The sequence below is a fragment of the Kocuria sp. CPCC 205258 genome (genome assembly GCF_040981005.1).
GTDB classification, from domain to species: Bacteria; Actinomycetota; Actinomycetes; order Actinomycetales; family Micrococcaceae; genus Kocuria; species Kocuria rosea.
The window spans coordinates 29,417-50,039 of sequence record NZ_JAVKPS010000011.1 but is presented as its reverse complement, the minus strand read 5'-3'; the positions used below and the strand labels follow the sequence as shown (position 1 = coordinate 50,039).

20 protein-coding genes are annotated in these 20,623 nt (G+C 75.0%); 11 read left to right on the top strand and 9 right to left on the bottom strand.

Features of this window, described 5'->3' with window-relative positions:
* Window positions 1–131: 131 nt before the first annotated feature.
* The 3 genes from RF644_RS15700 to RF644_RS15690 all read right to left on the bottom strand — a co-directional run bounded on the left by RF644_RS15700 (window position 132) and on the right by RF644_RS15690 (window position 3,400).
* Entirely contained in the window at window positions 132–830 is a 699-nt protein-coding gene (locus tag RF644_RS15700) for a maleylpyruvate isomerase family mycothiol-dependent enzyme (protein ID WP_251355353.1), read from the bottom strand.
* Between the two features lie 75 nt (window positions 831–905).
* A complete protein-coding gene (locus tag RF644_RS15695) occupies window positions 906–2,012 on the bottom strand; it encodes a winged helix DNA-binding domain-containing protein (protein WP_368797187.1) in 1,107 nt (368 codons plus the stop codon).
* Window positions 2,009–3,400 (bottom strand): MFS transporter, encoded by a 1,392-nt coding sequence (locus RF644_RS15690; RefSeq protein WP_368797186.1) that lies wholly within the window; start codon window positions 3,398–3,400, stop codon window positions 2,009–2,011. The genes RF644_RS15695 and RF644_RS15690 overlap by 4 nt, the downstream gene beginning before the upstream one ends.
* A 124-nt stretch (window positions 3,401–3,524) precedes the next feature.
* Between RF644_RS15690 and RF644_RS15685 the strand changes: the two genes are divergently transcribed.
* On the top strand, window positions 3,525–5,108 hold the full coding sequence (locus RF644_RS15685) for a cation:proton antiporter (RefSeq protein ID WP_368797185.1): 1,584 nt from the start codon (window positions 3,525–3,527) through the stop codon (window positions 5,106–5,108).
* Between the two features lie 30 nt (window positions 5,109–5,138).
* Here RF644_RS15685 and RF644_RS15680 read toward each other — a convergent pair whose 3' ends face one another.
* Window positions 5,139–7,934 (bottom strand): cation-translocating P-type ATPase, encoded by a 2,796-nt coding sequence (locus RF644_RS15680; RefSeq protein WP_368797184.1) that lies wholly within the window; start codon window positions 7,932–7,934, stop codon window positions 5,139–5,141.
* A 78-nt stretch (window positions 7,935–8,012) separates the two neighbouring features.
* Here RF644_RS15680 and RF644_RS15675 point away from each other — a divergent pair, with 78 nt between their 5' ends.
* A complete protein-coding gene (locus tag RF644_RS15675) occupies window positions 8,013–8,765 on the top strand; it encodes a YoaK family protein (protein WP_017833390.1) in 753 nt (250 codons plus the stop codon).
* Between the two features lie 22 nt (window positions 8,766–8,787).
* Here the strand turns inward: RF644_RS15675 and RF644_RS15670 are convergent, their stop codons facing one another.
* A complete protein-coding gene (locus RF644_RS15670; RefSeq protein ID WP_368797183.1) occupies window positions 8,788–9,675 on the bottom strand; it encodes an aminoglycoside phosphotransferase family protein in 888 nt (295 codons plus the stop codon).
* 88 nt (window positions 9,676–9,763) lie between these two features.
* On the opposite strand from RF644_RS15670, the gene zupT reads away from it, so the two are divergent.
* Window positions 9,764–10,549 (top strand): zinc transporter ZupT, encoded by a 786-nt coding sequence (gene zupT / locus RF644_RS15665; RefSeq protein ID WP_368797182.1) that lies wholly within the window; start codon window positions 9,764–9,766, stop codon window positions 10,547–10,549.
* A 25-nt stretch (window positions 10,550–10,574) separates the two neighbouring features.
* Here zupT and RF644_RS15660 read toward each other — a convergent pair whose 3' ends face one another.
* Complete coding sequence (locus RF644_RS15660; protein WP_368797181.1) at window positions 10,575–11,183, bottom strand: mismatch-specific DNA-glycosylase; 609 nt, start codon at window positions 11,181–11,183, stop codon at window positions 10,575–10,577.
* Between the two features lie 78 nt (window positions 11,184–11,261).
* On the opposite strand from RF644_RS15660, the gene RF644_RS15655 reads away from it, so the two are divergent.
* The 5 genes from RF644_RS15655 (at window position 11,262) to arfB (ending at window position 14,098) form a co-directional block, all read left to right on the top strand.
* Complete coding sequence (locus tag RF644_RS15655; RefSeq protein WP_368797180.1) at window positions 11,262–11,930, top strand: alpha/beta family hydrolase; 669 nt, start codon at window positions 11,262–11,264, stop codon at window positions 11,928–11,930.
* Between the two features lie 92 nt (window positions 11,931–12,022).
* Complete coding sequence (locus tag RF644_RS15650; protein WP_368797179.1) at window positions 12,023–12,466, top strand: lipopolysaccharide assembly LapA domain-containing protein; 444 nt, start codon at window positions 12,023–12,025, stop codon at window positions 12,464–12,466.
* Between the two features lie 131 nt (window positions 12,467–12,597).
* Window positions 12,598–12,891, top strand: a complete 294-nt coding sequence (locus RF644_RS15645) for a hypothetical protein (protein ID WP_368797178.1) — start codon at window positions 12,598–12,600, stop codon at window positions 12,889–12,891.
* A 194-nt stretch (window positions 12,892–13,085) separates the two neighbouring features.
* On the top strand, window positions 13,086–13,517 hold the full coding sequence (locus RF644_RS15640) for a hypothetical protein (RefSeq protein ID WP_368797177.1): 432 nt from the start codon (window positions 13,086–13,088) through the stop codon (window positions 13,515–13,517).
* Window positions 13,518–13,657: 140 nt separating this feature from the next.
* On the top strand, window positions 13,658–14,098 hold the full coding sequence (gene arfB, locus RF644_RS15635; protein WP_368797176.1) for an alternative ribosome rescue aminoacyl-tRNA hydrolase ArfB: 441 nt from the start codon (window positions 13,658–13,660) through the stop codon (window positions 14,096–14,098).
* 30 nt (window positions 14,099–14,128) lie between these two features.
* Here arfB and ychF read toward each other — a convergent pair whose 3' ends face one another.
* Window positions 14,129–15,214 (bottom strand): redox-regulated ATPase YchF, encoded by a 1,086-nt coding sequence (gene ychF, locus RF644_RS15630; protein ID WP_368797175.1) that lies wholly within the window; start codon window positions 15,212–15,214, stop codon window positions 14,129–14,131.
* 126 nt (window positions 15,215–15,340) lie between these two features.
* Here ychF and RF644_RS15625 point away from each other — a divergent pair, with 126 nt between their 5' ends.
* The 3 genes from RF644_RS15625 (at window position 15,341) to RF644_RS15615 (ending at window position 18,511) form a co-directional block, all read left to right on the top strand.
* Window positions 15,341–16,282, top strand: a complete 942-nt coding sequence (locus tag RF644_RS15625) for an ABC transporter ATP-binding protein (protein WP_368797174.1) — start codon at window positions 15,341–15,343, stop codon at window positions 16,280–16,282.
* Between the two features lie 64 nt (window positions 16,283–16,346).
* Window positions 16,347–17,108 carry an ABC transporter permease gene (locus RF644_RS15620; RefSeq protein WP_368797173.1) on the top strand — a complete coding sequence of 254 codons (762 nt, stop codon included), beginning with the start codon at window positions 16,347–16,349 and terminating at the stop codon, window positions 17,106–17,108.
* Window positions 17,109–17,185: 77 nt separating this feature from the next.
* Window positions 17,186–18,511 (top strand): DNA recombination protein RmuC, encoded by a 1,326-nt coding sequence (locus RF644_RS15615; RefSeq protein ID WP_368797172.1) that lies wholly within the window; start codon window positions 17,186–17,188, stop codon window positions 18,509–18,511.
* A 47-nt stretch (window positions 18,512–18,558) separates the two neighbouring features.
* Here RF644_RS15615 and RF644_RS15610 read toward each other — a convergent pair whose 3' ends face one another.
* Together RF644_RS15610 and RF644_RS15605 are read right to left on the bottom strand one after the other, a co-directional pair.
* Window positions 18,559–19,641 carry a 4-hydroxy-3-methylbut-2-enyl diphosphate reductase gene (locus tag RF644_RS15610; RefSeq protein WP_144836052.1) on the bottom strand — a complete coding sequence of 361 codons (1,083 nt, stop codon included), beginning with the start codon at window positions 19,639–19,641 and terminating at the stop codon, window positions 18,559–18,561.
* A gap of 10 nt (window positions 19,642–19,651) precedes the next feature.
* Window positions 19,652–20,620, bottom strand: coding sequence for a hypothetical protein (locus RF644_RS15605; protein WP_368797171.1), 969 nt, complete (start codon window positions 20,618–20,620; stop codon window positions 19,652–19,654).
* Window positions 20,621–20,623 lie beyond the last annotated feature (3 nt).

The following is a 20,623-nucleotide window of genomic DNA, read 5'->3' as shown; positions in this document are numbered from 1 at the left end:
CTCAGCGGGCCGTAGACCATTCTACCCCGCGGCGCCGCCCCGGCGGCACCCCGGGCGGCTGTGACCCCGCCGACTCCCCCGTCCGCCCGTCCGGCGCGGCGCCGGCTCCGCGCCGCGCACGGGGTGTCCGGTCACCAGGAGGGCAGCACCGGCAGCGGGCCGTCGGCCTCGACGTTCTCGCCGTCGCCGCGGGCCAACCACTCGAGCAGGCCCTCCCGGTCGGACTCGACGCGCAGGGCGCCGTCGCCGATCACCCACTCGTCGCGCTCCTCCGTCACCAGCGTCATGCCGGGGGCGCCCTTGGCACGCATGGTGCGCACGGCGGCCTCGAGGGCGTTGAGCAGCGAGTCGGGGTCGGCCTCCTCGATGGTCCAGGCGGTGTCGAGGTCGTGGTGGTGGACGACGACCTCGGCGATGCGCAGCGCCACGATCGAGGTCGCGGGGATCACCTTGCCGTGCAGGTGCACCTCCTCGACCGCGAGCTCCCCGGTCAGCCGCCGGGCCTGCTCGGCGAAGTAGGCGGCCGACTCGCGCGCCTTCTCGACCAGCTCCTGGCGGGGCAGGGCGGCCAGCTCGGCGATGTCCTGGTTCCGTGCCTCCATCGAGGCGTAGGGGGCCTGCTCCTGCCCGGTCACGGCCCAGTCGACGAGCTTGACGAGGGCGCGCCCGTTGGAGGCGAGGTGGGCGACGACGTCGGCGCGGCGCCATCCCTCGCACAGCGAGGGGGCGGCCAGCTCGTCGTCGGACAGGGACGCGGTGGTGGCCAGGAACATCTCGGTCTCGCGGCCGAGGCGGGAGAGGTCCGAGTGCAGGCGGGCGGGGTTGATCATGGCCTCACCCTATCGAGCGCCTGGTGAGCCGGACCACCTCCCGGGCCCCGGGACCCATACCGGCTTCGTCTCGGCTCAGAGCGCCGGCAGCCGCGCGAAGGCCCGCTCGGCGGCCTTGCGGCGGGTCGCCGAGAGCTCCTCGAACGGGTCGAGCACGAACTCGGCTCCCCCGGCGCGGCGCACGCGCCCCCAGGTCCCCGCGATCCGCCCGCCCGCCACGAGGGTGGGCTTGAAGACCCCGTTGCCGCCGGGGACGATCCGGGTCGCGTGGGCCGGGGCCAGCACGTGGGAGCGGTCCCCGTAGCCCAGGACGTACTCGTCGAAGGGCGGCAGCAGGAAGACCCCGGCGGCGCGGCGCCCGCCGGGTGCGGGGCCCTCGAGCACCTCGGGGGCGCACCACAGCTCGCGGCCGGCGCGGTCGTGCACCGCCACGACACCGTCGGCCCCCGTCAGCGCGGCGCGCACCGCGGAGCGCGGCAGGGCCGCCCACCGGGCGGCGTCCGCGACGGAGGCCGGGCCGTGGCCGCGCAGGTACCGGCGCACCCAGCGGGCGACGACGGGCGGGGTGCCGCCGGCGGCCGCCCCGGGCACGGCCGCCTCCTCCCCCGCGGCGGGGACCCAGCCCGCGACCGGCACCACGAGCTGGTCCCGGCCGTCCGCGGTCAGCGGGCCCAGGCACAGGGTCGCGTCCAGGTGCAGGGCGAGCATCAGGTGGTAGGCCCGGCCCGGCTCGCCCAGCAGCCCGGCCTCCTCCCACGCGGCGTGCAGGCGTTCACGGGGCTGCGGGCCGTGGCGCAGCGCGGCGAGGGCGGTCTCCCGGGCCGCGTCGAGCCGCTCGTCGATGCCCAGGGCCCGGCGCCGGGCGGCCGTCGAGGCGACGGTGCGGGGCCCCAGGACCGCCAGCCACGCGCGCAGGTCCTCGGCGGGCACCAGGTGCAGGGTCCCGCGCATGGGCCACGTGCGCACGATCCGGCCGTCGTCGAAGGCCTGCCGCAGGCCGTCGGAGCCGCCGGCCCGCCGCAGGCCGACCGACACCAGGGCGCCGGGCAGGTCCTGGGCCTGGACGGCGCCGAGGGCGCGCACCACGTCCTCGGGCGCCACGTCCTCCGGGCGCACGAGCCCGTGGGCCGCGAGCCGGGCGAGGCCGATCTCGCGGTCCGTCAGGACGGCCGGGGAGCTCACTGCAGGGCCCGTCCCCGCTGCTCGGGCAGGGCGAACGCGGAGAGGGCGGCCACGAGGAAGGCGGCGCCGAAGACGGCGAAGACGGTGACCACGTCGTAGCGCTCCCCGCCGAGCGCGAGCAGCGCCGGCACGGCCAGCGGGGCGAGGATCGAGGCGACGCGGCCGAACGCCGCCGCCGCCCCGGTCCCCGTCCCGCGCAGCGCAGTGGGGTAGAGCTCGGGGCCGATCGCGTACAGGGCCCCCCACGCGCCCAGGTTGAAGAAGGACAGCGCCATGCCGGAGCCGATCACCTGCCACGGGAGCACGATGCTGCCCATCGAGACGATGCCGAAGAGCAGGGCGCTCACCGCGGAGCCCCCGAGGAACACGGCCAGCGTGATCCGGCGGCCCCAGACCTCGATGAGCCAGGCGGCCGCGGCGTAGCCGGGCAGCTGGGCGAGCGTGATGACCAGGACGTAGCCGAAGGAGGTCGTCAGCGTGAGGCCCTGCTGGAGCAGCAGGGTGGGCAGCCAGGTGAACGCCCCGTAGTAGGCGAAGTTGATGCAGAACCAGACGGTCCACAGCGCCGCCGTGCGCCGCCGCAGGGTCGGGGCCCAGATCCCGCTCGCGTCCTCCGCCGGGCGCGGGCCGGCCGCCTCGGCCGCCCGGGCCTGCTCGGGGGTCTCGGCCCGGGAGCGGCCCAGCGGCCGCGCCCGCTCGAACCGGCGCACCGCGGCCTCGGCCTCGTCCGTCCGGCCCCGGTGCTCGAGGAAGCGCACGGACTCCGGCAGGGCGCGGCGCACGACCACGGCGTAGAGGGCCGGCACGAGCCCGACGACGAGCGCCCAGCGCCAGCCGTCCGGGGAGGACGGCACCACGAAGTAGCCCACGAGGGCGGCGAGGATCCAGCCGACGGCCCAGAAGGACTCGAGGACCACCACCACGCGGCCGCGGATCCGCCGGGGCGCGTACTCGGAGACGAGGGTGGAGGCGACGGGCAGCTCGGCGCCGAGGCCGAGGCCCACCACGAACCGCAGGACCACGAGCGCGGCGAGGGACCCGACGAGCGCGGACGCGCCGGTGGCCGTGCCGTAGACCAGCAGGGTCAGGGCGAAGACCTGGCGCCGGCCGAGCCGGTCGGCCAGGAGCCCGCCGAGGCTGGCGCCCACGGCCATCCCCACGAAGCCGATCGAGGCGAGCAGGGACAGCTCCCCGGAGCCCAGGCCCCACTCCTGGGCGAGGGCGGCCATCACGAACGAGATCAGGCCCACGTCCATGGCGTCCAGGGCCCAGCCGACGCCGGAGCCGACGAGCAGCTTCCGGTGCTCGGTGGTGAACGGCAGCCGGTCCAAGCGCTGGGAGCGCGTCGGGGCGGACGCGGCGGCGCCGGGCCGCTGGCTCTCGTGCATGCTCCGGTCCTTCCCTCGCTGCGCGGTGCTGCGACCACTGTAGGCGCTCGGGGCCGCGCCGGTCCCCGGGGGCCCCCGCCCTAGACTGGAGGGGTCACACCACCGGCCGGCGAGGGAGCTGACTGTGTCCACGGTTGCCATCTATCTCGTCGTCGCCCTCGGGGCCGGTGCCCTGGCCGTCCTCGCGCGGCTGCCGCCCCTGATCGGGTTCCTCGCGGCCGGCTTCGTGCTCAACGGCCTGGGCGTGGAGCGGCTCCCCGTGCTCGACCAGCTGGCCGACGTCGGCGTGACCCTCATGCTGTTCGGCATCGGTCTCAAGCTCGACGCCCGGTCGCTGCTGCGCCGGGAGGTCTGGGGGACGGCCGGGATCCACCTGGTCCTGAGCACGGCGCTCGGGGCGGGGCTCCTGGGCCTCCTGATGCTGGTGGGGCTGCAGCTGCCGGGCGAGAACCTCCGCGCGCTGCTGCTGGCCGGGTTCGCCATGTCCTTCTCGAGCACGGTCCTGGTGTTCAAGGTCCTCGAGGAGCGCAGCGAGACGACGTCGCTCTACGGGCGCGTGGCGATCGGCATCCTCATCATCCAGGACGTCGCCGCCGTAGCGTTCATCACCGTCACCAGCGAGCACCCGCCGAGCCCGTGGGCCCTGGCCCTGGTGCTGCTGCTGCCGGCGGCGTGGGTGTTCCGCCGGATCTGGGACGGCATCGGCCACGGGGAGCTGCAGGCCCTGTTCGGCGTCGCCATGGCCCTGGTCCCCGGCTACATCGCCTTCTCGGCCGTGGGCCTGAAGGGGGACCTCGGGGCGCTGCTCGTCGGCATGCTCCTGGCCTCGCACACCAACGCGGGCGAGCTGTCCCGCACCCTGTTCACGCTCAAGGACCTCCTGCTGGTCGCGTTCTTCGTCTCGATCGGCTTCCACGGGATGCCGACCCTCGAGATGCTCGCCATGAGCGTGCTGCTCCTGGGCCTCCTGCCGGTCCAGGCGATGCTGTTCGTGCTGCTGCTGTGGCTGTTCGGGCTGCGCCGCCGCACGTCGCTGCGGACGGGCCTCGCGCTGGGCAACCACTCGGAGTTCGCCCTCATCGTGGGGGCCATCGGCGTCTCGGCCGGGATGTTCGACGGCGACTGGCTGGTGATGCTCTCCGTGGCCGTCGCCCTGAGCTTCGTGGTCTCGGCCCTGGTCAACCGGCGCGGCTCCTCCCTGACCAGCACCCTCGCCCGGCGGCTCCCGGAGCACCCGGACGACCGGCTGCACCCGGAGGACCGTCCCATCGACATCAGCCACGCCACGGTGCTCGTGCTCGGCATGGGCCGGGTGGGACAGGCGGCCTACCGGGAGCTCTCCGAGGAGCACGGCTTCTCCGTGGTGGGCATCGAGAACGCCACGGACCGCGTGGAGCGGCTGCGGGCGCAGGGGATCGACGTCCAGGAGGCCGACGCGACCGACCAGGAGTTCTGGGAGCGGGTGATCGCGACCGGCCACGTGCAGGTCGCCGTGCTGGCGATGCCCTTCCACGGCTCCAACCTCGTGGCCCTCCAGCAGCTGAGCGCCACGGGCTTCGACGGGGTCGTGGCCGCCGTGGCGCAGTACGACGACGAGGTGCAGGAGCTGCGCGGGCACGGGGTCCGGACGGTCTTCAACCTCTACAGCGGCGCCGGCATCGCCCTGGCCGCCGAGACCGTCGAGGCCCTCGGCCGCCGGCCCGACTGACCGCGCCGGTGCCGGCGGGCACCGGCCCCGTCAGCCCCGGCGCGCCAGGGTCCGGCGGACGAGCTTGTGCAGCTCCTCGACCCACAGGACGAGGGACGCCATGCCCACCGCGACGGTCCAGTGGGCGAGGTCCAGGGGTGCGGTGCCGAAGGCGACCTGGAGCACCGGGACGTGCACCACGAGCACCTGCAGGGCGGCGGCGAGGGCCAGGGCGCCCCACAGCCAGGGATTGACGAACAGCCGGTGGAAGGCGCTCGCGAGCTCGGAGCGGGAGTTCAGGGCGTTGAACAGCTGGGCGAGCACGAGCGTGGTGAACCCGGCGGTGCGGGCCGCGTCGAGGGAGTCCTGGCCGGGCACCAGACCCCCGGGGAGGAAGATGTCGATGGTCAGCAGGGTCGAGGCGCCCATCACCAGGCCGAGCAGCGCGATCCGCCCCCACATCGGCGCGTCGAGGATCCGTTCGTCGGGCCGCCGCGGCGGGCGGGCCATGACGTCGTCGATCTCGGGGTCCACGCCCATGGCCAGGGCCGGACCGGAGTCGGTGACGAGGTTGATCCACAGGATCTGGGTGGCCAGCAGCGGCACGGCGATCGCGCCGCCGGCCGCGTCCGTCAGCCCCAGGGCGCCGGCGAGGAGCACGCCGAAGAACACGGTGGCCACCTCCCCCAGGTTCGAGGACAGCAGGTAGCGCAGGAACTTCGTGATGTTCTCGAAGATGACCCGGCCCTGCCGGATCGCCACCACGATGGTGGCGAAGTCGTCGTCGCCGAGGATCATCCGCCCGGCCTCCTTGGTGACCTCCGTGCCCGTGATGCCCATGGCCACGCCGATGTCGGCGGCTTTGAGGGCCGGCGCGTCGTTGACGCCGTCCCCGGTCATGGCGACGACGTGGCCCTGGGCCTGCAGGGCGTCGACGATCCGCAGCTTGTGGCCCGGGGCCACCCGGGCGAAGACCGAGACGTCCCGCACGGCGCCGAGGAAGCCCTCCCCGGTGAGCTCGTCCAGCTGCGCCCCGGTGAGCGCGGGCGAGCCCGGGGGCACGATCCCCAGGTCCGCGGCGATCCGGGCGGCCGTCACCGGGTGGTCGCCGGTGATCATGATCGTGCGCACCCCGGCGGCCCGGGCCTGCGCCACGGCCGCCGCGGCCTCCTCCCGCGGCGGGTCGAGGACGCCCACCACGCCGAGCCAGACGAGGTCCCGCTCCGCCGCCTCCCCGAGCTCCGCGGCCTCGTGCTCCCGGACCCGCCGGCCGGCGACCGCCAGGGTGCGGAACGCCTGCCCGGACAGCTCCTCGACGGCCGCGGCGGCGTCCCGGCGTCGCGCGGCGTCGAACGGCTCGACGGCGTCCCCGACGCGCACCCCGGTGCAGCGGTCCATGAGGACGTCAGGGGCGCCCTTGGTGAACAGGTACCGGTGCCCGGAGTCCGTCTCGATCTCGAGGGTGGACATCATCCGGCGCTCGGAGGTGAACGGCATCTCCTGGGCCCGGGAGAAGTCGTCCGCCCGGTCGGCGGCGCCGTAGAGCTTGTGCACGGCGGTGAGGAACGCCGCCTCGGTGGGGTCGCCCTGCACGGTCCACACGCCGGCGGCCTCGTTGAGCTGGGCGTTGTTGGCGCGCGCCCCGCCCACCAGCACGCCCCGCGCCTCCTGCAGGACCTGCGCGGCGGGCGCGCCCCCGGTCACGACCCTGGCCTCGCCCTCCGGGGAGTACCCCGTGCCCGAGAGCTCCACCGTGCCGGACGGGGTCACGAGCACCTTGAGGGTCATCTCGTTGCGGGTGAGCGTGCCGGTCTTGTCGGAGCAGATCACCGAGGCCGCGCCGAGCGTCTCCACGGAGTGCAGGTCCTTGACCACGGCCTGCCGGCGGGCCATCGCCCGCACCCCGATGGCCAGGACCAGGGACAGGATCGCGGGCAGGCCCTCCGGGACGGCGGCGACCGCGAGGGAGACGCCCAGCAGCAGGACCGTCACGAGGTCCTGCACGCCGCGCACCCCGCTGACCAGGACGACCGTGGCCATGACCAGCACGGCGACGCCGACCACGATGAGGCCCAGCGACCGGGACACGGCCGTGATCTCGCGCTGCAGCGGCGAGGGCTCGGCCTCCGTGCGCTCCAGCATCTCGGCGACGGCGCCCACCTGGGTGTCCATGCCCGTGGCCACGACCACGGCGCGGCCCACCCCCGAGGCCACGGCCGTGCCCTTGTAGACCATGTTCCGCCGGTCCCCGAGCGGGGCCGGGGCGGGCAGCACGGCCGGGTCCTTGAGCTCCGCCTCCGACTCCCCGGTCAGGGACGCCTCCTGCACGCGCAGGGACGCGGCGGAGAGCAGACGGGCGTCCGCACCCACCGCGTCCCCCTCGGCGAGGGCCAGGACGTCGCCGGGCACCAGCTGGGCCGCGGGGAGCGTGGTCAGGCGCCCGTCCCGCACCACGGTCGAGTTCGCCGCCGTCAGCACGGCCAGCGCCGCGACCGCGTCCTCGGCCCGGCCCTCCTGGAGGCGGCCCAGCACCGCGTTGGCCACCACGATCACGGCGATGACCACCGCGTCCACCGGCACCCCGCGGGCGCCCTCCGCGACCCAGGCGACCACGGACACGGCGATCGCGGTCAGGAGCAGGTAGATCAGCGGGTCCTGGAACTGGGCGAGGACCTTGCGCCACCGCGGCACCCGCGGGGCGGTGCGCAGCTCGTTGGGCCCGTACCGGGCCAGCCGGGCCCCGGCCTGCTCCGCGCTCAGCCCGAGGGCGGGCTCCACGTCCAGCTCGGCGAGGAGCTCGCCCGCCGCGCGGAGGGACGGGTCCTGGTGCACGCGCTCGGTGGCCACGCCCCCATTCTCGTCCCGCCGGCGGCAGCGCGGGCCCCGTGACGCCGCCCGGCGGGCTCCCCGGACTAGGCTCGCGGCATGAGGGCCCGGATCGACCGCTACCTGCTCAACGTCGCGGGACCCCGCCGCACGCCCGCCCTCAACCGGCACCTCGCCTACCTGCTCGCCCTGGTGGCGGGCGTGCTCAACTCGGTGGGCTTCGTGGCCGTGGCCGTGTACACCTCCCACATGACGGGGCTCACCGCGATGGTCGCCGACCATCTCGTGCTGGGCGACCTGCGGCTCGTGGCGGTCGGCGTCCTGGCCGTCCTCGCCTTCACGGCCGGGGCCGCGTGCTGCGCGCTGATGTTCAACTGGGCGCGGCGCCGCGGGCTCCACAGCCGCTACGCCAACGTCCTGCTGCTCGAGGGCCTGCTCATGCTCGTCTTCGGGCTGCTGGCCGAGAGCCTGACCTGGGCGCACCGGGACCTGCTGTTCGTCCCGGTGCTCGCGTTCACCATGGGCCTGCAGAACGCGGTGATCACCAAGATCTCGGGCGCCCAGATCCGCACCACCCACGTGACGGGCATGGTCACGGACATCGGCATCGAGCTCGGCAAGTTCCTCTACCGCAACCGGCTCGCGGACGCGGACCCCGTGACCGGCGACGCCGGGAAGCTCCGGCTGCTGGCCGCGCTCGTGGGGCTGTTCTTCGCCGGCGGGGTGCTCGGCGCCCTGGGCTATCTGGCCGCGGGCTTCCCGGTCCTCGTGCCCACCGCGCTCACCCTGCTCGTGGCGGCGTGGCGCCCGCTCGCCGCGGACCTGGGCTTCCGCCGCTCCCCCACCTCCTGAGCCCGGGCGCGAGGACGGCGCCTCAGGCGCCCCGCTGCACGGCCTTGCACAGCTGGACCAGCCGACTGACCTCGCGGTGCGGGGCGCCGGTGGGGCGGCGCGCCTCGTCCCGGGCCGCCACGGCGCACCGGACGAGCGTCCAGGCCCGGAGGCGCTCCTCGTCGGCGCCGGCCGCCAGGGCGAGGGCCTCCATCCGGTCCGCCAGGGCCGCGGCCAGGGCCCCGCCGTGACCGGCCTCCTCCGTGCGGTGCCACAGGGCGGGGACCAGCGCGAACTCCGGGGTGCCGACCACCGCGTCGGCGCCGACGGCCAGCCACGGGGCGCGCGCCGACGCGCGGACCGCCCCGGGGTGCAGGTCCTGGTGCACGAGCGCCGCGTCCAGCTCGTCGCGCCGGAGCCGCTCGAGGCTCCTGACGGCCTGGAGCCGGAAGCGGCGCGGGAACCGGGCGTCCAGGTCCACGGCGCCCTCCAGCTCCGCCTGCCACCGCCGGGCCGTCTCCGACAGGCGCGGGAACGGGGGCCGCGGCGGCCGGGCGAGGACCCGGGTCAGCTCGCCGAGCACGCGGCAGGCCTCGAGCACCGGCAGCTCGTGCAGGTCCCGGTCGGCGGTGCGCTCGAGCAGCAGCGCCCGGTCCGCCGGCTCCGCCCGGAGCAGCCGCACGGCCCCGCGCCCGGCCCACACGCGCAGGGCCAGGTGCTCGTGCTCGGCGCCGGGCCGCGGCGGGGAGAGCCGCAGCACGGCCGGTTCCCCGGCGCGGGTGCGCACCGGCAGGACCAGGGCCCCGCCGTCGTCCCGCGCCCGCCCGTCGGGTACCAGCTCCCACGCGGCGGTGTACCGGTCGGCGAGCCCGGCGAGGACACCCGCCGGGCGGCCGCCGGCACCCGGGGTACGCGCGGAGGAGGTCGTCACCGGACCATTCTGGCGCACCGCCGGGCGCACCCTCCGTTCGCTAGACTGCGAGCGCCCACCCCCGCCCAGGAACGGAGCCGACCCGGTCGTGAACGAGCTGCTGTTCGCCTTCGGCCTGACGCTGTTCGCGGGGCTGGCCACGGGTGTGGGCGCGTTCCTGGCCCTGGTCACCCGGCGCACCGATGCCAAGTTCCTCGCGGTGAGCCTCGGCTTCTCGGCCGGGGTGATGATCTACGTGTCCATGATCGAGATCTTCGTCAAGGCCCAGGTGACCCTGGTCGCGGAGCTCGGGGAGCGCTCGGGGGCGTGGGCCACCGCCGGCGGGTTCTTCGCGGGGATCCTCCTGATCGCGGTGATCGACCGGCTGGTGCCCACGCGCGTCAACCCCCACGAGTACCCGCACGACGACGCCGGGCGGCAGCGCCGGCTCCTGCGGATGGGAACGATGACCGCGGTGGCCATCGCGATCCACAACTTCCCGGAGGGCTTCGCGACCTTCGTGGCCGCGATGCAGGAGCCGTCCGTGGCGATCCCGGTGGTCGTGGCCATCGCGCTGCACAACATCCCGGAGGGGATCTCCGTGGCGGTGCCCATCCACCACGCCACGGGCAGCCCCCGGAGGGCGTTCCGCTGGGCGTTCCTCTCGGGCCTGGCGGAGCCCGTCGGCGGGGTGCTCGGCTACCTCGTCCTGCTCCCCTTCCTCGACGACGTCCTCTTCGGCGTCGTGTTCGCGGGCGTGGCCGGGATCATGGTCTTCATCTCCCTGGACAAGCTGCTGCCCACGGCCCAGGAGTACGGCGAGCACCACCTGTCGGTCTACGGGCTGGTCGCCGGGATGGCGGTCATGGCCGTGAGCCTGCTGCTGTTCGTCTGAGGCGGACGCGGCGCCCGGGACCGGGTCACGGCGGTGTCGGGGCGACCGGGAGGCCCGCTGCCCGCCCGGCCTCGGCGAACGCGGCGGCGAGGCTCGCCCGGGACGCGTGGGCGTTGAGCCCGCTCGGGCTCGGCAGCGCCCACAGCTGCGCCCCGGCCAGTTCCCGGTCCTGGCGCCCGAGCCGGGCTCCCGGGTCCGCGAAGGCGTGCCGGTAGGCGGTGACCCCGGCGACCGCGACGACGGCGGGGCGCAGCCCGGCGACGAGCTCGGCCAGCCGCTCCCGGCCGGCCACGAACTCGGCGGGGTCCAGCTCGTCGGCCCGAGCGGTGGCCCGGGGCACCAGGTTCGTGATGCCGAGCCCCCGGCCCAGGACGTGCTCCCGGTCCTCCGCGCTCATCCCGGCCGCGCAGTCCACGAGCCGGCCGGTGAGCCCTGCGTCGTACAGGGCCGGCCAGAACCGGTTGCCGGGCCGGGCGAAGTGCGCCTGCGTGGCCGCGGCCCACAGGCTCGGGTTGATGCCGCAGATCAGCAGCCGCACGTCCGGGCCGAGCAGGTCGGGCAGGGTCGCGCCCCGGGCGGCCTCGAGGTCCGCCCGGCTCGGCCGGGCGCCGCCGGTCGCGTTCGGGGAGGCCATGACCACATGCTAGGCCGCGCCCCCGCCGCCGGGCACCACGGGCCGGCCGCGGGCGCCCGCCGGGCTACCGTGGAGGCCATGCCCCGATCGACCGAGCTCACCGTGCCCACCGAGAGCGGGCCGGGACGCCTGCTCGTCTCCCCCGCCGAGCACCCCGCCGCGCTGCTGTGGCTCGGGCACGGCGCCGGCGGGGGCGCCGGCGCCCCGGACCTCACCGCCCTCGCCGACGAGCTCCCCCTCCACGGCGTCACGGTCGTGCGCCACGAGCAGCCGTGGGTGCTCGCCGGCCGGCGGATCGCTCCCCGTCCGGCCGCCCTCGACACCGGGTGGCTGGCCGCCGCGCCGGCCGTGACCGGTCTGGCGGACGGACTGCCCCTGGTCGTCGGGGGCCGCAGCGCCGGGGCCCGGGTGGCGTGCCGGACGGCCGCCGCCGTGGGCGCGTCAGCCGTCGTATGCCTGGCCTTCCCCCTGCACCCGCCGGGACGCCCGGAGCGCTCGCGCGCCGAGGAGCTGCTCCGGCCCACGGTCCCCGTGCTCGTGTTGCAGGGCACGCGGGACGCCTTCGGCTCCGCGGACGAGGTCGCGGCTGCCGCCGACGGCGCGCCGGCCGTCGACGTCGTCCCGGTGGAGGGCGCCGACCACGCCCTGGCGGTCCGCCGGTCCGGGCCCGTGAGCCAGGAGGACACGCTCGCGCTGGTCGCCGCCGAGGTGCGCCGCTTCCTCCGGCGGACGCGCACGACCCGCTGAGCGCCGGCGGGACTTCAACGGCGCGCCGACCGGGACTACCGTGAGGAGCACAGGGTCACCGCGACCCGTCCGCGACCAGGGAGAGAACCGTCATGGCCCGCACCCCAGCATCCTCCGACCCGCTCCGGCCCGATCCCGCCCCCGGGGACGAGCCGCGGACCCCCGCCGCGGACGCGTCTGCCGCGGACCGGCCGGCGCCCGGCCGGGAGCCGGCCGTCCGGCCGCAGACGGCCACGGACCCCGCCCTGGACGGGCACCAGAAGCAGGGCGTCTCGGGCGCCGCGTGGACGGCCCTGATCCTCGGCCTGCTGATCCTGATCCTGCTGCTGGTCTTCATCCTGCAGAACAACGTCCCGGCGGACTTCCGGTACCTGGGCTGGCAGTTCAGCCTCCCCCTCGGCGTCGCCATGCTGCTCGCGGCGGTCGCCGGCGCCCTCATCATGGGTCTCGTCGGCTCCGTCCGGCTCTTCAAGCTGGGCCACCGGGTGCGCAAGCTCGAGAAGGAGCGCGCCGACATCAAGCGTGCCCTGCGCTGATCCCCGGCGCCGCCTCGGCGGTCGCCGTCGGCCGCCGGCGGGTGTCTCATGACGTCAGTACCGGGTCGGCCCATTGCGCGGGCGGCAACAGGCAGTAGCCTGACAGCACCCCGAACGACAGGACGGTTCCCATGAGCTCCCCCGCACTCCCCGACGAACGCCCGGCGCCCGAGGACCTCGAGGTGGTCGCCCCCGCGACCGTCGTCGACCTCACCAGCGGCACCGCCCAGATCACTCCCGTGCTGGTCGACGGCGAGGCGCGCTACGCCGTGGACCTGCCCGACCAGCCGCTGGACGAGGACGACGTGGCGAGCCTCGCCGTTGCGCTGCAGGCGGCGCAGGCCGGCCCCGCCGTGCTCGTGGACGTCGAGGACTACCTCGAGGCGGAGGCACCGCCGGAGGACGCCGCCGAGACCCCGAGGTAAGGGCCTGGTTCGGTCCGCCGGCACGACGAGGACCTCCGACCGCGACGTCGAGAACCCCTCGACGTCGCGGCCCGAGGTCTTCTCCGCGCCCGGAGGCATGATCTGCCGCACCGCGTGCGAGTCGCACGCGGGCTGACCGCCCCGCATTCCCTAAAGTGATGAACGGATCCCCCGCCCCCACCGGAGAGACGGCCATGTCACCGAACCCCCCGCAGAACGTCCACCAGAAGCCGGCCATCGGACGACTGGGGCTGGTCGTCCTGTCCCTGGCCCTGGTCACCGGGTGCACCACCCCCGACAGCGGCGGAACCGACGAGCCCGACGCGCCGCCCAGCGCCTCGTCCTCCCCGACGACCGGGGCCACCGGCACCGCGGAGGCGACGCAGCCGGCTCCATCGCCGACCCCGTCGACGACCCCCGGGGCCACCCCGCCGCCCATGCCCGGGGCGCTGCCGGACCAGGACTTCACCTACGACGAGGCCTACGCGGCCTGGCAGGACGGGATGCCCTACTACGACGCCTTCTGCATCCACTACGAACCCGTCACACCCGCCGGGGTGTCGCAGTGCGAGGGCATCGAGAACGGCACCGTCGACAGCATCACCGGTGAGCCCCTCGGGCAGTAGTCAGGACGTGCCGGGCCGCGCGTCGAACCGCCATTGCGGATGATTGGCGCGCCCGGCCGCAGACCTCGCCCGAGCAGCCGAAGATTCCCCATCGAGACCGAATGAAATGTGTCGCGTCGCCGGTGCGGGACAATCGTCGGGTGGACGATCTGCACGTGCCCCCGGGCCCCGGCGCGCCCCGCGGCCTCAGGGTGCCGGCGGGTGAGCTGGTCGAGCAGTTCTCCCACGCCTCCGGCCCGGGCGGCCAGGGCGTCAACACCACGGACTCCCGGGTGCAGCTCTCTCTCGACCTGGCCACGACCACAGCCCTGAGCGACGTGCAGCGCGACCGCGCTCTTCATCAGCTCGCCGGCAGGCTCTCGGGCACGGTGCTCACCGTCAGCGCCGCCGAGCACCGCTCCCAGCGGCAGAACAGGAGTGCGGCGAGACAACGTCTCGCCGCGCTCCTGCGCGGTGCCGTGGTTTCGCCGGTCGTTCGCCGAGCGACCCGGCCCACCCACGGCTCGCGCCGTCGCCGGCTCGAAGGAAAACGCCGCCGCTCCGAGACCAAGCAGAACCGCAGGCGCCCCGGGCCGGAATGACCCGTCCGCCTGTCGGACCGCCCGGTGTGCTCAAACGTTGAAGCGGAACTCCACCACGTCGCCGTCGCGCATGACGTAGTCCTTGCCCTCGATCCGGACCTTCCCGGCGGCCTTCGCGTCGGCCATGGACCCGGCGGCGTCGAGGTCCTCGAAGGAGACGATCTCGGCCTTGATGAAGCCGCGCTCGAAGTCCGTGTGGATGACGCCGGCGGCCTGCGGGGCGGTGGCGCCCACGGGGATGGTCCAGGCGCGCGACTCCTTGGGCCCTGCGGTGAGGTAGGTCTGCAGCCCCAGGGTGTGGAACCCCGTGCGGGCGAGCTTGTCGAGACCGGCCTCGTCCTGCCCGGACATCTCCAGCATCTCCTTCGCCTCCTCCTCGTCGAGCTCCACGAGCTCGGACTCGAGCTTCGCGTCGAGGAAGACGGCGTCGGCGGGCGCCACGAGCTCGCGCAGCTCCTGCTGCTTCTCCTCGTCGCCGAGCACCCCGTCGTCGGCGTTGAAGACGTAGATGAACGGCTTGGCGGTGAGCAGGCTGAGGTCGCGCAGCTGGTCGACGTCCAGCTTCTCCTTCTCGGCCGCCCCGAAGATGGTGTCCCCGCGCTCGAGGATCGTCTGCGCCTGCTGCATGGCGGCGAGCTTGGCGGGATCGGCCTTCTTGATCTTGACCTGCTTCTCGAGGCGCGGGATCGCGTTCTCGAGGGTCTGCAGGTCGGCGAGGATCAGCTCGGTGTTGATGGTCTCCATGTCCGAGGCGGGGTTGATCTCGCCGTCGACGTGGATGACGTCCGGGTCGTCGAACGCGCGGACCACCTGGGCGATCGCGTGCGCCTCGCGGATGTTGGCGAGGAACTGGTTGCCCAGGCCCTCCCCCTCGGACGCGCCCTTGACGATGCCGGCGATGTCCACGAAGGACACGGTCGCGGGCAGGATCCGGTCCGAGCCGTGGATCTCGGCGAGCCGGTCCAGCCGCGGGTCCGGCAGGTTGACCACGCCGATGTTCGGCTCGATGGTCGCGAACGGGTAGTTCGCCGCCAGGACGGTGTTGCGGGTCAGCGCGTTGAACAGGGTGGACTTGCCGACGTTGGGCAGTCCGACGATTCCGATAGTAAGAGCCACGGGAGACCATCCTACCGGGCACGCGGCGGGCACGCCGTGCCGTCCCCGGGGCCCGTGGCCGAGGTCGTGGGCGTGTCGTGGCCCGCGGAGCTTCCGGGACGGCGCGCGGTGGAGCAGAGTCGGAGCATGACGTCCTCACCGGCCTCCCGCACTTCGCCGCATACGAGCCCCGCCGACCCGACGGCCGGTTCCCCGGCCGTCGACGTCTCCGGCGTCCACAAGGGCTTCGGGCGCGGCGAGCAGCGCGTCCGCGCCGTGGACGGCGTGAGTATGCGCATCGAGCGCGGCGAGGTCGTCGCGCTGCTCGGGCCCAACGGCGCCGGCAAGACCACCCTCCTCGACATGGTCCTGGGCTTCACCGACCCCGACGACGGCACCGTGCGCACCCTCGGCGCCGCCCCGCGCGAGAGCGTGCGGGCCGGGCGGATCGGCGCGGTCCTGCAGACCGGGGGGCTGCTGGACGACCTGTCCGTGCGCGAGACGGTCGCGATGGTCGCGACGCTGCACCGGGACCCGCTGCCCGTGGACGAGGCCCTGGGCCGGGCGGGGGCCGCCGGGTTCGCGCGGCGGAAGGTCTCCAAGTGCTCGGGCGGCGAGCAGCAGCGGCTGCGCTTCGCGCTGGCCCTGCTGCCCGAGCCGGACCTGCTGGTCCTCGACGAGCCGACCGCGGGCATGGACGTCGGCGCCCGGCGGGAGTTCTGGGCCGCGATGCACGCCGAGGCAGAGCGCGGCCGGACGGTCGTGTTCGCCACCCACTACCTCGACGAGGCCGAGGAGTTCGCCGCCCGCACCGTGGTGCTCAAGGGCGGCCGGGTGGTCGCCGATGCCCCCACCCCCGAGGTCCAGGCCCTGGCGGGCCACCGCGTGGTCAGCTTCCGCTGGGAGGGGCCCGGGCCCGTCGTCGTCCCGGGGGCGACCCCGCTGGAGCCCGCCGGCGGACGCCGGCGGCTCACGGGCCCCGACACGGACGCCATCGCCCGCCACCTGCTGACGACCACGGCCGCGAGCGAGCTCGAGATCACCCACGCCGGACTCGAGGAGGCCTTCCTGGGCCTCACCGCCGACTGAGCGGCCCCGTTCGCCCCGTCCCGACTTCCCGCCCCTACTCCCCCGTCCCCGGAGGACCAGCACCATGAGCATCGCCTACGCCGCCCACGACCTGCGCCGCAACGTGCGCATGGTCGAGAACACCTTCTTCATCGTGGTCCTGCCCGCCGTGCTCTACGTGATGTTCACGGCGCTGGGGGACTTCTCCGACCTCCCGGTGGGCCACGGCAACGCCGGCGGGTACAACATGATCTCGATGGCGGTCTACGGGGCGGTCACCGCGACCACCTCGATCGCCGGCTCCGCCGCCGTGGAGCAGGCCCGCGGCTGGGGCCGGCAGATCGGGCTCACCCCGGCGCCGCGGCACGGGTACGTGCTGTCCAAGGTGGCCGTGGCCCTGGCCATGGCCGTGCTGCCCGTCCTCGTGGTCTACGCCGTGGGCGCCCTGACCGGTGCCGAGCTGGGCGGCTGGCGCTGGCCCGCCACGGCGGCGATCGTCGTGGCCGGCTCCTCGGTGTTCGCCCTCTACGGCCTGGCGGCCGGGCTGCTGTTCCGCTCCGAGTCCGCCGTGGGGGCGGCCTCCGGGATGCTCGTGGTGCTCAGCTTCTTCGGCAACCTGTTCGTCCCGCTCACCGGGGTGATGCTCGACATCGCGCGGTTCACCCCGCTCTACGGCCTGGCCGGACTCGCCCGCTATCCGCTCGTGGAGGGCGACGTCGTGGCGACCAGCGGCCCGCCGGTGGAGTCCGACCCCCTGTGGGCGCTGCTGCTGAACACCGGGCTCTGGACGGCGGTCTTCGCGGTCGTGGTGCTGCTCGCCGTGCGCCGGACCACGGTCCGGCGCTGACCGAGCGACGCTCCGGGGAGCGGGGCGGTGAGCGCCGCTGCCGTGCGGTGTCCGGGTGGCGTGCCACACTGCTGGGCATGACCGTCAGCCTCGTCGTCGTCCTCGTCCTGCTCGCCCTGCTCGTGGGCGCCCTCCTGGGCACCGCCGTGGCGCGGGCCCGTGCCGCCCGGGAGGTTCGGGCGGCCGAGGAGGAGCGGGCCGGGCTGCAGGCCGAGCTCGCCGCCGTCCAGGACCGGCTCGTGGACCTGGCCTCCGAGCGGGCGGCGGCCGTTGAGGCGCGCGCCCAGCTCGAGGACCGGCTGCGGGACGCCGACGCCCGCTCCGTGCAGGACAACAACGTCCTGCGGGCCCTGGCGCCGGTGGCCCACCAGCTGCGCTCGGTCGAGGAGCACGTGACGGCGCTCGAGCGGGACCGGGCCGAGCAGTACGGGGGCATCACCCAGGCGCTCGCCCACACCCGCGAGGTGGGCGACCACCTGCGCACGGCGACCACCTCCCTGTCCTCCGCGCTGCGCTCGGGCTCCGCGCGCGGCCTGTGGGGCGAGGTGCAGCTGCGCCGGGTGGTCGAGTCCGCGGGGATGACCGCGCACGTCGACTTCCGGGAGCAGGTCGCCTCCAACGGCACCACCGCGGACGGCGAGCGCAGCGCGATCCGCCCGGACATGGTGGTGCACCTGCCGGGGGGCCGCGACATCGTCCTGGACGCCAAGGCGCCCATGACCGCCTACCTGCGCGCCCAGGACGCCGAGGACGACGCCGGGCGGCGGGCGCAGCTGGCCGGTCACGCGAAGGCCGTGCGCGGGCACGTGGACGCGCTGGCGTCGAAGAAGTACTGGGAGGCGCGGGATGCCTCCCCCGAGCTGGTGCTGTGTTTCCTGCCCGCCGAGTCGGCGCTCTCCGCGGCCCTGGACGCGGACCCGACCCTGCTGGACCACGCCGCGAGCCGCAACGTGGCGCTCGTGTCGCCGGTCTCCCTGCTCGCCTCGCTCAAGGCTGTGGCGTTCACGTGGCGGCAGAACGGGCTCACGGAGAACGCCAAGGAGCTCTTCGACCTCTCCCGCCAGCTCTACGAGCGGCTGGGCACGGTCGGCAAGCACCTCGACGACATGGGCCGGTCGCTGCAGAAGTCGGTGGAGACCTACAACCGGCTGACGGGCTCCGTGGAGACCCGGGTGTTCCCCACGGCCCGGCGGATCAACGACCTCGACCCCACGCTGGCGGAGGACGATCGGCTCACCACGCGTCCGCTCGTGGTGGCACCGCGACCGCTCACGGCGCCGGAGTTCACCGAGGCGGCGCAGCTGCCGGAGGCGGTGCAGCTCCCGGAGCCGGCGGAGCACCCGGGCCGCACCGCCCCGGGCGGCGGCGTGCCGGAGCAGCTCGACGAGCGCGCGGCGGGCTGAGCGGACGGGTCCGCCCGCGGCTCAGCGGGTGGGGCGGGCCCTGCGGCTCAGCGGGTGGGGCGGGCCCCGCGGCCGCCGAGCCGGTGGGAGGTGTCCCCGGCCGCGGTGAGCCGGGCGCGCAGCTCCTTGGGGAGGGAGAACAGCACGTCCTCCTCGGCGGTGACGACCTCCTCGACCTCGCCGTAGCCGTAGTCCGCGAGCAGGCGCAGCACGTCCTTGACGAGGACCTCCGGCACGGAGGCCCCGCTGGTGACGCCCACGGTGGCGACGCCCTCGAACCATGACTCGTCCACCTGGTTGGCGAAGTCCACGCGCTCGGCGCGGCGGGCGCCGTACTCGAGGGCGACCTCCTTGAGCCGCACGGAGTTCGAGGAGTTCGCCGAGCCCACGACGATCACGAGGTCCGCGTCCGGGGCGATCTTCTTGATCGCGGTCTGCCGGTTGGAGGTGGCGTAGCAGATGTCGTCGCTGGGCGGGTCCTGCAGGGAGGGAAAGCGCTCGCGCAGCTTCTGCACGGTCTCCAGGGTCTCGTCCACGCTGAGGGTGGTCTGGGAGAGCCAGACGACCTTCTCCGGGTCGCGGACGACGACCTGGCCGACCTCGTCGGGGCTGTTCACCACCTGGATGTGCTCGGGGGCCTCGCCGGCGGTGCCCTCGACCTCCTCGTGGCCGTCGTGGCCGATCAGGAGGATGTCGTAGTCGCTCTTCGCGAAGCGCACGGCCTCGCGGTGCACCTTGGTGACCAGCGGGCACGTGGCGTCGATGGTGCGCAGCTCGCGGGACTTCGCGGACTCCACCACGGCCGGGGAGACGCCGTGGGCGGAGAAGATCAGCAGGGACCCCTCGGGGACCTCGTCGGTCTCCTCGACGAACACGGCGCCCTGCTCCTCGAGGGTGCTCACCACGAACTTGTTGTGCACGATCTCCTTGCGCACGTACACGGGGGCGCCGTAGTGCTCGAGCGCCTTCTCCACGGCGATGACCGCGCGGTCGACGCCGGCGCAGTAGCCGCGGGGGGACGCGAGCAGGACCTTCTTGGGTCCGGTCACGGGGGCGGCGGCGGCCACGTCCTCCGGCGAGCGCCGGGAACGGGGGACGGTGGGCATGGAGAGCGCAACGGTGGTCGGCATGGCCTCCATGCTACGCGGTGGGGCGGGACCCGCGCCGTGATCCGCCCGACACGAGGATGGCCCCGACGAGGCCCACGACGCCCGTGATCCCGGCGGCCCAGGCGGCCGTGACCATCTGCTCGCCGAGGGAGCCGGTGAGCAGGAGGACGGCCCGGTCGGCGGCGAGCCGCACCACGGGGTCGCCGCCGAGCATGCCGGAGGCCTGCTGCACGCCCTGCTCCACGAGCAGCCACACGACGCCCAGGCCGGCCAGGGTCCCCAGCCCCAGCACGGCGAGCACGGCGAAGCGGTGGCGGGTCACCAGCAGCGCGAGCACGGCAAGCACCGCGGCGGTCCACGTGAGCGGGACGGCCAGGTCGGTGACCCGGGTGCCCGCCTCGATCAGGCGCCCGGTGTTCGACCCCGGGACGGTGATCCGGCTCTCGCGCTCCGTCAGGCCGACGTCCACGCCGACGGCGCGCTGCACGGCCGCGTCGACCTCCCGGAGGACGGGGGCGATGTCCAGCACGAGGTCCTTCGGCGGCGCCGCCACCGCGCCGTCGGCGGGGACGTTGGCCTCGTGGGTGCGGGTGAGCGCCTCCGTCCACGCGCGCTGGTAGGCGGGGTCGGAGGTGAGGTCCGCGGCGACGTCGGCGGCCCGGCGGGCAGCGTCCTCGAGCATCCGGTCGAGGAACCCGACGCCGGTGGCCCGCTCCCCCACGATCCGGTCGGCGACCTGCCCCACGGCGGTGCGGGCCAGCTCCTCCTGGAACGGCCGGTCCTCGGCGAGGGTGCCCACGACCCGGGTGAAGCCGTCGCGGGAGACCACGGTGTCCTGGGCCCAGTGCAGGGGCACGAGCACCGCCACGAGGGACGCGGCGGCGAGGCCGAGGACGGTGCCCAGGCCGGTGCGCAGGACGGTCGTGGCGCGTCGCCGGGAGCGGGGCGCGGAACGGGGCGCGGAGCGGTGTCCGGGGGCGGGGGGTGCTGAGAGGCTCACGGA

Bases quoted from the DNA above. Each gene is read 5' to 3' on its own strand.
- RF644_RS15700 (WP_251355353.1), bottom strand. From the start codon at position 830: ATGATCAACCCCGCCCGCCTGCACTCGGACCTCTCCCGCCTCGGCCGC.
- RF644_RS15690 (WP_368797186.1), bottom strand. From the start codon at position 3,400: ATGCACGAGAGCCAGCGGCCCGGCGCCGCCGCGTCCGCCCCGACGCGC.
- RF644_RS15675 (WP_017833390.1), top strand. From the start codon at position 8,013: ATGAGGGCCCGGATCGACCGCTACCTGCTCAACGTCGCGGGACCCCGC.
- RF644_RS15660 (WP_368797181.1), bottom strand. From the start codon at position 11,183: ATGGCCTCCCCGAACGCGACCGGCGGCGCCCGGCCGAGCCGGGCGGAC.
- RF644_RS15655 (WP_368797180.1), top strand. From the start codon at position 11,262: ATGCCCCGATCGACCGAGCTCACCGTGCCCACCGAGAGCGGGCCGGGA.
- RF644_RS15650 (WP_368797179.1), top strand. From the start codon at position 12,023: ATGGCCCGCACCCCAGCATCCTCCGACCCGCTCCGGCCCGATCCCGCC.
- RF644_RS15645 (WP_368797178.1), top strand. From the start codon at position 12,598: ATGAGCTCCCCCGCACTCCCCGACGAACGCCCGGCGCCCGAGGACCTC.
- RF644_RS15640 (WP_368797177.1), top strand. From the start codon at position 13,086: ATGTCACCGAACCCCCCGCAGAACGTCCACCAGAAGCCGGCCATCGGA.
- RF644_RS15625 (WP_368797174.1), top strand. From the start codon at position 15,341: ATGACGTCCTCACCGGCCTCCCGCACTTCGCCGCATACGAGCCCCGCC.
- RF644_RS15620 (WP_368797173.1), top strand. From the start codon at position 16,347: ATGAGCATCGCCTACGCCGCCCACGACCTGCGCCGCAACGTGCGCATG.
- RF644_RS15615 (WP_368797172.1), top strand. From the start codon at position 17,186: ATGACCGTCAGCCTCGTCGTCGTCCTCGTCCTGCTCGCCCTGCTCGTG.
- RF644_RS15610 (WP_144836052.1), bottom strand. From the start codon at position 19,641: ATGCCGACCACCGTTGCGCTCTCCATGCCCACCGTCCCCCGTTCCCGG.